The 10,169-nt window shown below is 62.0% G+C and carries 9 protein-coding genes; 4 read left to right on the top strand and 5 right to left on the bottom strand.

The genetic code is table 11. The features are described 5' to 3' along the window. Positions 1–95 precede the first annotated feature (95 nt). Positions 96–1,016, top strand: a complete 921-nt coding sequence (locus tag U4Y88_RS37435; RefSeq protein WP_321790089.1) for a LysR family transcriptional regulator — start codon at positions 96–98, stop codon at positions 1,014–1,016. On the opposite strand, the gene U4Y88_RS37440 is transcribed toward U4Y88_RS37435, so the two are convergent. The 4 genes from U4Y88_RS37440 to U4Y88_RS37455 all read right to left on the bottom strand — a co-directional run bounded on the left by U4Y88_RS37440 (position 1,006) and on the right by U4Y88_RS37455 (position 4,695). Next, on the bottom strand, positions 1,006–1,926 hold the full coding sequence (locus U4Y88_RS37440) for a LysR family transcriptional regulator (protein WP_321790090.1): 921 nt from the start codon (positions 1,924–1,926) through the stop codon (positions 1,006–1,008). The two genes, U4Y88_RS37435 and U4Y88_RS37440, sit on opposite strands and share 11 nt — an antisense overlap. A gap of 96 nt (positions 1,927–2,022) precedes the next feature. Next, positions 2,023–2,511, bottom strand: coding sequence for a hypothetical protein (locus tag U4Y88_RS37445; protein WP_321790093.1), 489 nt, complete (start codon positions 2,509–2,511; stop codon positions 2,023–2,025). 36 nt (positions 2,512–2,547) lie between these two features. Further along, a complete protein-coding gene (locus tag U4Y88_RS37450; RefSeq protein WP_321790095.1) occupies positions 2,548–3,276 on the bottom strand; it encodes a response regulator transcription factor in 729 nt (242 codons plus the stop codon). 258 nt (positions 3,277–3,534) lie between these two features. Then, positions 3,535–4,695, bottom strand: coding sequence for a TDT family transporter (locus U4Y88_RS37455; RefSeq protein ID WP_415774561.1), 1,161 nt, complete (start codon positions 4,693–4,695; stop codon positions 3,535–3,537). A gap of 390 nt (positions 4,696–5,085) precedes the next feature. On the opposite strand from U4Y88_RS37455, the gene U4Y88_RS37460 reads away from it, so the two are divergent. The 3 genes from U4Y88_RS37460 (at position 5,086) to katG (ending at position 8,635) form a co-directional block, all read left to right on the top strand. Beyond that, positions 5,086–5,439, top strand: a complete 354-nt coding sequence (locus U4Y88_RS37460; protein WP_415774562.1) for a DUF4148 domain-containing protein — start codon at positions 5,086–5,088, stop codon at positions 5,437–5,439. A gap of 353 nt (positions 5,440–5,792) precedes the next feature. Then, positions 5,793–6,206 carry an antibiotic biosynthesis monooxygenase family protein gene (locus U4Y88_RS37465; RefSeq protein WP_321790101.1) on the top strand — a complete coding sequence of 138 codons (414 nt, stop codon included), beginning with the start codon at positions 5,793–5,795 and terminating at the stop codon, positions 6,204–6,206. Positions 6,207–6,448: 242 nt separating this feature from the next. After that, positions 6,449–8,635 (top strand): catalase/peroxidase HPI, encoded by a 2,187-nt coding sequence (katG, locus tag U4Y88_RS37470; RefSeq protein ID WP_321790103.1) that lies wholly within the window; start codon positions 6,449–6,451, stop codon positions 8,633–8,635. 292 nt (positions 8,636–8,927) lie between these two features. Here the strand turns inward: katG and U4Y88_RS37475 are convergent, their stop codons facing one another. After that, positions 8,928–9,896, bottom strand: a complete 969-nt coding sequence (locus U4Y88_RS37475) for an alpha/beta fold hydrolase (RefSeq protein WP_415774563.1) — start codon at positions 9,894–9,896, stop codon at positions 8,928–8,930. Between the last annotated feature and the right edge of the window lie 273 nt (positions 9,897–10,169).

The raw sequence follows: 10,169 nt of genomic DNA on the forward strand, positions 1-10,169 counted from the left end.
GCGTGCTGCGATGTGAGAAGAATATCGACGGGCCGGCCTTTTCGAAATAGAATTGATTGCAATCTAACGTTGCACAAATGCAAAGATGAGGGGAAATGGCGAAGCTGCCTGATTTCGAAGGACTGGCGATGTTCGCGAAGGTCGCCGAGGAAGGCTCGTTCGCGGCGGCGGCGCGCGCGATGGGCGTGTCGGTGGCCACGGTCTCGCGCGGCGTGGCCCGTCTGGAGGACCGGCTGGGCGCGCGGCTCTTTAACCGCACGTCGCGGCAACTGGCGCTGACCGAGTTCGGCCGCACGATCTGCGAGAAGGCGGGCGAGATCTATCGGCAGGCCGAGGAGGCGGAAAGCGCGGCGCGCGAAATGTCAGTGCAGCCGCGCGGGCTCGTGCGCCTCGCGGTGCCGATGTCGTTCGGGCTACGCTGGGTCGCGCCGCTGCTGCCGGGTTTCTTTCGCGCGTATCCAGAAGTGTCGATCGACCTGCATCTCTCGGATGCGTCGGTCGATCTGGTCGCCGATGGCTTCGATGCCGCGCTGCGCATCGCCGCGTTGCCCGATTCGTCGCTGGTCGCGCGGCGGCTGTGTGCGGTCACGCAGTTCGTGGTGGCGTCGCCCGACTATCTGAAGCGCGAAGGGCGGCCCGCGCATCCGCGTGAACTGGTCGATCGTCCGTGCCTCTCGTACGCCTATCGCGCGCGTAGCGATGTCTGGCGCTTCACGAACGACGCGGGCGAAGAGGAGCCGGTCATGCCGACCGGCCCGCTGCGCGTGACGAATTCCGATGCGCTGTTGCCCACGCTGCTCGATGGCCTCGCGATTGCGGAACTGCCCGAATTCATCGCAGGCGAATATCTGGCCGATGGCCGCCTCGAAGCGATCCTCACCGACTGGTCGCTGACGAAGGGCGGGCTTTACTTCGTCACGCCATCGGCGCGCGCGCGGCCCGCGAAGGTGTCGGCGCTGTCCGATTACTTCGCCGAACATCTTTCCGATCCGGCGTGGCGATGGCCTAAGACTTGACTGGCCTGCGCCGATTTCGGATGGCCGGCGGATGCGTCGTGGCGACGACGAGATCGAACAGCGCCTGACTGCTCGGCGAGAGCGACCGCCCCGTGTTCCAGACCATGTGCAAGGGGCGCTCGATGCGAAGATCGTCGACTTCGATGATCGTCAGCTCGCCGCGCCGCACTTCTTCGCGCACGCTCAGCAGCGACACATACGCGAGCGCATTCTGGGCGAGCAACATGCGCTTGATCGCCTCCGTGTCGCTGACGGACATCAGCGGCGTAATCCGCATGCCCGCTTGCGCATAGGTCTGTTCAACGATCGCGCGCGTGCCCGATCCGGGCTCGCGCATGATGACCACGTGATCGACAAGCTCGTCGGCTCGCAGATGCTTGCCCGCGAGCGGATGACCCGCCGCAGCAACCACGGCGACTTCATCGGAGCCGATATGACGCGCGTGCAGGACGGTGTCGTCGAATGGGCCTTCGACGAAGCCTAGCGTGAAGGTGAGATCGGCCAGTCCGGATTCGACGCGTTCCGTGTTGGTGACCGTGAGGTCAATCGCCACGCGTGGGTAGTTCGCATTGAATCGCGCGATCACTTCGGGCACGAAGTACACGCCGAGCGTCGCGCTCGTGCCAATCTTCACGCGTCCGGCGCCGAGTCCCGCGAGTTCCTTCAACTGATTTTCGGCACTATCCGCGAGTGAGAAAATACGCTCGGCGTATTCGAACAGTGTCTTGCCCGCTTCGGTCAGCGCGACGCCACGTGGCAGACGGTCGAAAAGAGGAAGGCCCATTCGCGCTTCCAGTTCGCGAATCTCCCGGGTCACGGCCGGTTGGCTCACGTGAAGGCGCTCGGCGCCAGCGCTGACGCTGCCCGCGCGCGCGACCTCGTAGAACGCGAGTAGGTGTGTGAAGTTCATACAGTCCAGAAAGTCAGTCGATGAACCGATAACGCAACGTGCGTGAATTGGCCTCGCGAGACGGATCGGTGCGGATGCACAAAATGTGCTCACGGGTCACCGCCAACGCTCGTACAGAACGGCACCCATGAGAAAGAAAAGCGTATGCGCGGCGCCGAAGAGTGTCATGCCCAACGGACTAAGCATCTTCGCCCCCGCGAACCCCTGGCCGATTGCGGGCAGAATGACAGCGGCATTCACAAGCCAGACGAGCGCTGCCGAAAAGAGACCCTTTGCAATCACCGGTGCATACAAGCGTGCCAGTGTTGCTGCATAGATGACGATCATGGCAACGCCAACCGCGACGTGAAAGAGCTGCCGGAACGGCCAGGACGTAACCCAGGACGCAAGCCATGACGGCAGCGGCGCGCCGATTAAATCGAGCAGAAGTGTCAGGAGTCCTCCGCGTGCCGTCACGATATGGAAGCGATCCGCGACTATCAATAGCGTCGTGTTGACGACGATGGAAAGCAGGCCAGCGAGAAGGGCTGCCTGAAAACTGAAAGTGCGGTCTGTGGGTGCGTAGGCTGGATAGATAGAAGGCATCGGTTTCTCACTGCTCGGCCAGGTTCGTATTCGGGATCAAAGAACGTATTCGGAAGCTGCTCGATCGGCATTGTCGGAACGGAACAGATACCCCGCGCCACGTACCGTCCGAATCATTTTCGATATCGACGGCCTGCCAATTTTGGAGCGCAAATTACCGACATTCACGTCGATGATGTTGGTGCCGGGATCGAATCGCCGATGCCAGACGACTTCGAGAATCTCGGCGCGGGTAATGACGCGTCCCGGATTGAGCATCATGAATTCGAGCAGCCGGAATTCGGTGGGACGCAAGCGCACGACGTCGCCCTCGACCGATACGGTGCGCTGGACGCGGTCGAGCACGATGCCGTTGCCTTGAAGCACGGTGTTGACCGAAGCGTCGGAGGACAGACTGCGCCGCGCCTGGAGTCGCAGGATGGCCATCGCGCGTGCGGAAAACTCATCCCAGTCCAGCGGGAGCGTCAGATAATCGTCGGCTCCCGAACGCAATACCTTGATGCAACGTTCGACGTTGCCGACGGCGTCGAGGACGATCATCGGAATGGTGACACCCAGACCTCGAATCGAAGCGACGATCGAATAGACATCGAGATCGGGAAGCCGGAGATTCAGGACCGCCATGTGATAGCCGCTGTTCACCAGCTTGCCGATGGCATGCCGGCCAGTCGTTTCAATGTCGACACTCAGGCCCGCCTCAGTGAGCGATTGCGCGACATGTTCTGAAATGGCGGGATCCGGTTCGACTACAAGAACGGTTTTCATGGTGTGTCATGTGTGAGCGCCTTTTTGCGCTGGCGAGCTATGTGCATGGTGTAAAGGCGAACACGCGTCGTGAGTGTTTATTCCTTCGCGGCAACTTTACGATCGCGATTCAAAATTCGTGCGGCACGAACGATGCACGATTTCAGAACGCAAAAAGGCGGACCGCAGTCCGCCCAAAATTCAGCAAGCTCGCCGTCGCCCGAGAGCGACACACCTTAGCTTCCCGCTATGCCGAGAATCTCGCGCACGTGGGCAGGGTCAAGTCGCCGACGAACGGCTGGTGGCAAGGCAAGGCGCGTGAACGAGCCGCTCGAAGAGGAGGCCGCGAATCGTGCGGCCCAGCACGATGAGCCAGAGCACGTCGAGCGCGACGGCGAGCACCAGACCAGCGTCCGTGAAGCCGTGAAAGCCGGTTACGCGGGCAAGGTTGAACGTGGCGAGCGTGTACACGCCGATCGGAAACGTGAAGCCCCACCAGCCGAGATTGAACGGCAGGCCCTCGCGGCGATAACGCCACATGAAGAGCACGGCGCAGGCGAGCCACCAGAGTCCGGCGCCCCAAAGCAGCAGCGCGCCCAGCACGCCGAAACTCTGTGCCACGGCGGCAACCGGTTGCAGCGCGGTACACGCGAATGCTTTGACGGCGGCATCGCCGAGCGTGAGCAGGCCGAGCGCGCCCGTTCCAATGGGGCCGAGCGTAAGCCAGCTGGTGACACCGAGTTCGCGATGCGGCAGCTTGTGGACGATGAGACGCAGCAGCACGATCGTGAGGATCGAGAACGCGAGCGGCACCGAAATCGCCCACAGTACGTAACCGGCGCCCACCACGAACTGCGCGGTCGGCGCGTCGAGATGCGGGGCAAGCAAGGCGGCGCTCGCGGCGGCGACTTCAGGCGCGACGACCGGCAGCAGGAGCGCCGCGGTCAGTTTCTCCATGCTGTGATCCTGGGCCGTAAAGATCAGATACGGCACGCCGATCGCGACGACGAGCGAGAGCATCGCATCGAAGCCCCACAAGCCGAGCGCGGCGGAATACGCGCCGTGGCCATAACGGGGACCGGCGAACACGACGATGCCGTTGATGATCGGCGCGAGACCCATCGGCAGCGCGCCCAGAAACAGGGATTGCAGCGGATGATGAAGCAATGGCTTGATCGTTTCGCTAAACAAAACAAACCGGCTTGCAAACAGGGCGAAGAACAGCGCATACAGGCCGATGTCGATGCGCCAGAGCCATTCGGCGAGCGCCGTTTTCGCGGGCGACGCACCGGGCAGGGCATTGAGGACGAGATAGACAACCCCTGTTCCCATGGTGACGGCGAACCAGTTCGGCGTGAACTGGCGAATCTTCTCGAGTGCCGCCGGAACCCGGCGGTCGGTCCGGCGCGGTGCGGTCGGCGCGTGACTTCCCTTGCTCATGTCGTTCACCCATCGTTGATGTGACTGGATGACCCCGAGTCTAGGGAGCGCAAAGCCATACGAAAAATACCTATTTGCGATCTGCGCGATGCCTTGTTGATATGGCAATCGCGTAAGCCGAACTGAATCCCAGGCGACGCGCCGGATCATTCGGTCTATGTCATTGCATTTGTGCAAAGATAGGTTTCAAACGATTCTATTTCGCAAATTAAACCCGATCGCTATTCTCCTTTCCATCGGCTCCGCAACACTTCGCCGGAGGTCAGAAAGAGGAGAAACAGAATGAATGCACGCCTGTTTGAATTCTTCTCGTCGTCGTAGCGATCGAAGTCGATGGCGAAAGCTAAAAAGCCCGTAATTCAAGTACTTTTATTTAATCTGGAGTTGAAAATGAAAACCGGTCGTTCGATTGCTCTTTCCTTGCTTGTCGCCGCCGCAGCTGGCTACGCAACGGTCAGTTCGGCACAAGGCCTCACCCGCGCAGACGTTCGCGCCGATCTGGTTCGTGTCGAGCAGGCTGGCTACAGTCCGGCGGGTGGCGATGACGCCAACTACCCCGCCGAGATTCAGGCTGCCGAAGCAAAGGTTGCAGCACATCAGCCGCAGAACGCCAAGGCGAACGATGCCGTGGGCGGCGCGCCGATGGGGACTTCGGCCGCTGGTACGCGAGTCGCACCGAAGAAGCCTGGCCCGCTGGAATGTGTCGGACCGGCCAGCTTCTGTAACGTCTATTTCGGCAATTAATGCGTATGGCGCGAACTAATACCGCTGCCTGACCGACGAGAGAATTCCCCCGTTGGCCAGGCGAGAAAATCGCCATATCTCAAGCAGGAAGCAGATTCATTGCCCGAGGGCTTGCATGGCACGCAGTCGTCATAAGCGCCGCGTTTCTCGTTACCCGATACGTAACGACTGGAATCAATTTCAGAAAGATTAAGCAGAATTCAAAGAATCAAGGTTCGCTCGTCCGTTAATCTGGACATCAACTGAAAGTTATCGAGTTTAACGAAGCGTGAATGTAAAACTATCGCGTTTCGTCGAGGAAGCACGCCATTTCGCGGTCGCGTACCGCGGCAACTGAACAAACCGAGGAAGCAATGAACACGATCGCAAACGCCAGCGCTTACAGCGCGCAATTTCCCGATCATGGCCAATCCGCGGCGGATCACGACAAGAATTTGCCGACCGCCATTGTCGTCACGGCTTACTATCGCGTTCACCCCGAAGATCGTCAGATTTTCGTCGATGCGGTCATTCCCGAAATGACGGCCGCGCGGCAGATGCAAGGGTGCATTTACTACGCGTTTGCTGCGGACCTGACCGATCCCAACCTGTTCCATCTCGTGGAAGGGTGGGCCGACCAGGCAGCCTACGAGCGTCACGAGGGCGCGGACACTTTCCTGACTGCATTGGCCACCGTGGTGAACAACGTACGCATTCTCGACCGCCAGGGCGTTCGTTACGAAGTCGCGCGGCAGATCATCGACGATCCGCGAGACAAAGTCTCCTGAGACGCAACGTCTCGCCGTATTGCTCGATCTGAGCCGGCGTCGAACGGGCTGCCTGGTGCTCAGCGAGTGGTGTCACGCCGCGACAAAAGCGGCGAAAGGCGCCGAAAAAATACTCCGATTTGCGTGCCGGGTTACCCGACGCCCCCATTTTTTCGATTGCCAATGCGGGTCGGCCCTCTTAGCGACTCGTGCGGCGACGAACGGCTATATTGAGCTGTTTTCCCCACGCAACCAGAGTGACCATGAGCACACCCATCGATACCCCCACGCCCGAAGAATCCAAGTGCCCGTTCCATGCTGCCGCCACGCCGACCGCCGGCGGCGGTACGGCGAGCCGCGACTGGTGGCCGAACCAGTTGCGCGTCGATCTGCTGAATCAGCATTCGAGCCGCTCGAATCCGCTCGGCGAGCAGTTCGACTACCGCGCTGAGTTCAGGAAGCTCGATTACAGCGCGCTCAAGGCCGACCTGCGCAACGTGCTGACCGACTCGCAGGAATGGTGGCCCGCTGACTGGGGCAGTTACGCCGGTTTCTTCATCCGCATGGCGTGGCATAGCGCCGGCACCTACCGCATGGTCGACGGCCGTGGCGGTGCGGGCCGTGGCCAGCAGCGCTTCGCGCCGCTCAATTCCTGGCCGGACAACGTCAGCCTCGACAAGGCGCGCCGTCTGCTGTGGCCGGTCAAGCAGAAGTACGGTCAGAAGATTTCGTGGGCCGACCTGATCGTGCTCGCCGGCAATGTCGCGCTGGAGAATGCGGGTTTCCGCACCTTCGGTTTCGGGGCGGGCCGCGAAGACGTGTGGGAACCGGACATGGACGTGAACTGGGGCAACGAGAAGGCGTGGCTCGCGCACCGCGATCCGGAAACGCTTGCGAAGAACCCGCTCTCGGCCACCGAAATGGGCCTGATCTACGTGAACCCCGAAGGCCCGAACGCCAGCGGCGACCCGGCATCGGCGGCGCCCGCGATTCGCGCAACGTTCGGCAACATGGCGATGGACGATGAGGAAATCGTCGCGCTGATCGCTGGCGGCCACACGCTCGGCAAGACGCACGGCGCAGGCTCGGCGGAGAACGTCGGCGAGGTTCCTGAGGCCGCTGCGCTCGAGGCGCAAGGTCTGGGCTGGCACAGCGCCTACGGCTCGGGTTCGGGTGCCGACGCGATTTCGTCGGGTCTCGAAGTGATCTGGACGCAGACGCCCACGCAGTGGAGCAACCACTTCTTCGAGAACCTGTTCAAGTACGAATGGGTGCAGACGCGCAGCCCCGCTGGCGCGATCCAGTTCGAAGCGAAGGACGCGCCGGAGATCATTCCCGATCCGTTCGATCCGTCGAAGAAGCGCAAGCCGACCATGCTGGTCACCGACCTGACGCTGCGTTTCGATCCCGAGTTCGAGAAGATTTCGCGCCGCTTCCTCAACGATCCGCAGGCGTTCAGCGAAGCGTTCGCGCGCGCCTGGTACAAGCTCACGCACCGCGACATGGGCCCGAAGGCGCGTTATCTCGGCCCCGAAGTGCCCGCGCAGGATCTGCTCTGGCAAGACCCGCTGCCCGCGCCGGTGCATCACCCGAGCGCGGCCGATATCGCCGATCTGAAGACGAAGATCGCGGAATCGGGTTTGTCGGTGAGCGAACTCGTGTCGGTCGCGTGGGCGTCGGCATCGACGTTCCGTGGCGGCGACAAGCGCGGCGGCGCCAACGGCGCGCGCATCGCGCTCGCGCCGCAGAAGGACTGGGACGTGAACAAGGCCGCGGTCGCCGTGCTGCCGAAGCTGCAGGCGATCCAGCAAGCGTCGGGCAAGGCCTCGCTCGCCGATGTGATCGTGCTGGCCGGCGTGGTCGGCGTCGAGCAGGCGGCCGAAGCGGCAGGCGTCAAGGTGAGCGTGCCGTTCGTCGCGGGCCGTGTGGATGCGCGCCAGGATCAGACCGATGTGGAATCGGTCAACGTGCTCGAACCGCAGGCCGATGGTTTCCGCAACTATCGCCGCGTGCAGGATGGCCCGTCGACCGAAACGCTGCTGATCGACAAGGCGCAGCAACTCACGCTGACCGCGCCGGAGCTGACCGTGCTGATCGGCGGCCTGCGCGTGCTCGGTGCGAACGCCGACGGCAGCAACAACGGCGTGCTGACCGACAAGCCGGGCGTGCTGAGCAACGACTTCTTCGTCAACCTGCTCGACATGGGGACGGCCTGGAAAGCGGTCGATACGTCGTCGGAACGCTTCGAAGGGCGCGACCGCAAGAGCGGGGAGGTGAAGTACAACGCCACGCGCGCCGATCTGGTGTTCGGTTCGAACGCCGTGCTGCGCGCGCTCGCGGAAGTCTACGCGAGCGCCGACGCCCGCGAGAAGTTCGTCAAGGACTTCGTCGCGGCCTGGACCAAGGTGATGAACCTGGACCGCTTCGATCTGGCTGATGCCGCTGTCTAAGCATCGCGCACAGCCGGCGCAGACGCGCATCGGTGGATAACGTGGCGCACGTCCTGTCCACCGCCTGAACTGATCCGCGCGTCTGCGTCTCACGACCGTATGACTCTCACGCCGCGAACAGCCCGTTCGCGGCATCACGCTTTGAAGGCACTGGCATAGTCCGCGTTCGCCGCACAGGAAAACGCCCGCTGTTCGCGAGAACAGCGGGCGTTTTTTTCGTGGCTTGAGGCTGCGCCGCGAGGCGCGGCGGGCCGCCTCATGATGAGGAGGCTCGCCGCAGCTTCATGCCGATTTACTTCTGCACGAACGCCAGCAGATCGGCGTTGATCGTGTCGGCATTCACCGTCAGCATGCCGTGCGGAAAGCCGGGGTACGTCTTCAGCGTGCCGTTCTTCAGCAGCTTGATGGATTTCAGCGCCGCGTCGGCGATCGGCACGATCTGGTCGTCTTCGCCGTGCAGCACGAGGGTCGGCACCGTGATCGCCTTCAGGTCGCCCGTCTGGTCGGTTTCGGAGAATGCCTTGATGCCTTCGTAGTGCGCCTTTGCACTGCCCATCATGCCCTGACGCCACCAGTTCTGGATCACGCCCGGATAGACCTTCGCGCCCGCACGGTTGAAGCCATAGAACGGGCCGGTCGGCACATCGAGGAAGAACTGCGCGCGGTTTTCGGCCAGCGCTTTGCGGAAGCCGTCGAACACGTCGATCGGCAGACCTTCCGGATTGCTCTCGGTCTTCACCATCAACGGCGGCACCGCGCTGACGAGCACGGCCTTCGCGACGCGTCCCGACGGCTGACCGAACTTCGCGACATAACGCGCGACTTCACCGCCACCGGTCGAGTGACCGATGTGCACCACGTTGCGCAGATCGAGCGCTTCGACCACGGCGAAAGCGTCCGATGCGTAGTGATCCATGTCGTGACCGTTGGACACCTGCGCCGAACGACCGTGACCGCGACGATCGTGAGCGACCACGCGGTAGCCCTTCGACAGGAAAAACAGCATCTGCGTATCCCAGTCGTCCGACGAAAGCGGCCAGCCGTGATGGAACATGATCGGTTGCGCGTCCTTCGGACCCCAATCCTTGTAATAGATCAGCGTGCCGTCTTTGGCGCGCACGAAGCTTTCGTCGTGGCCGTGTCCGTTGGCGCCGTGCTCGTTCGACGCACCCTTGCCGCCGGCCGAGGCGGCTGCCGCGCTAACCGGCGCGCTGGCTGCAGCGGCAACCGCGCCGGCCACGCCGACCGTCGCGGTCAGCATCTTGCGTCGGGAAACCTTGGCCCCGTCCATCGCAGTTTCGATATTCACGTTTTTCTCCGTTTGCCGTGTGTATGTGAAGGGCTGACAGTGCGTCCCAAACCCTGGCGAGGACGTTACCGAAACCCCATGCGCGCTGTCCTTGTCGCCGTATTAAAAGTTCTTAAACCACGCGCGGAAACGCGGGTTGAGTTTGCATTTTTGCAATGATGGTTTTCAATCGGTTCTATTTCGAAAAGTCTGGTGGGTCGATATTCTTCTCACATCGCAGCACGT

It is taken from the genome of Paraburkholderia sp. J94, from assembly GCF_905220285.1.
Classification (GTDB): domain Bacteria; phylum Pseudomonadota; class Gammaproteobacteria; order Burkholderiales; family Burkholderiaceae; genus Paraburkholderia; species Paraburkholderia tropica_A.

Coding starts and splice junctions, on each gene's coding strand:
- U4Y88_RS37435 (WP_321790089.1), top strand. CDS start 96: ATGGCGAAGCTGCCTGATTTCGAAGGACTGGCGATGTTCGCGAAGGTC.
- U4Y88_RS37440 (WP_321790090.1), bottom strand. CDS start 1,926: ATGAACTTCACACACCTACTCGCGTTCTACGAGGTCGCGCGCGCGGGC.
- U4Y88_RS37445 (WP_321790093.1), bottom strand. CDS start 2,511: ATGCCTTCTATCTATCCAGCCTACGCACCCACAGACCGCACTTTCAGT.
- U4Y88_RS37450 (WP_321790095.1), bottom strand. CDS start 3,276: ATGAAAACCGTTCTTGTAGTCGAACCGGATCCCGCCATTTCAGAACAT.
- U4Y88_RS37455 (WP_415774561.1), bottom strand. CDS start 4,695: ATGAGCAAGGGAAGTCACGCGCCGACCGCACCGCGCCGGACCGACCGC.
- U4Y88_RS37460 (WP_415774562.1), top strand. CDS start 5,086: ATGAAAACCGGTCGTTCGATTGCTCTTTCCTTGCTTGTCGCCGCCGCA.
- U4Y88_RS37465 (WP_321790101.1), top strand. CDS start 5,793: ATGAACACGATCGCAAACGCCAGCGCTTACAGCGCGCAATTTCCCGAT.
- katG (WP_321790103.1), top strand. CDS start 6,449: ATGAGCACACCCATCGATACCCCCACGCCCGAAGAATCCAAGTGCCCG.
- U4Y88_RS37475 (WP_415774563.1), bottom strand. CDS start 9,896: ATGCTGACCGCGACGGTCGGCGTGGCCGGCGCGGTTGCCGCTGCAGCC.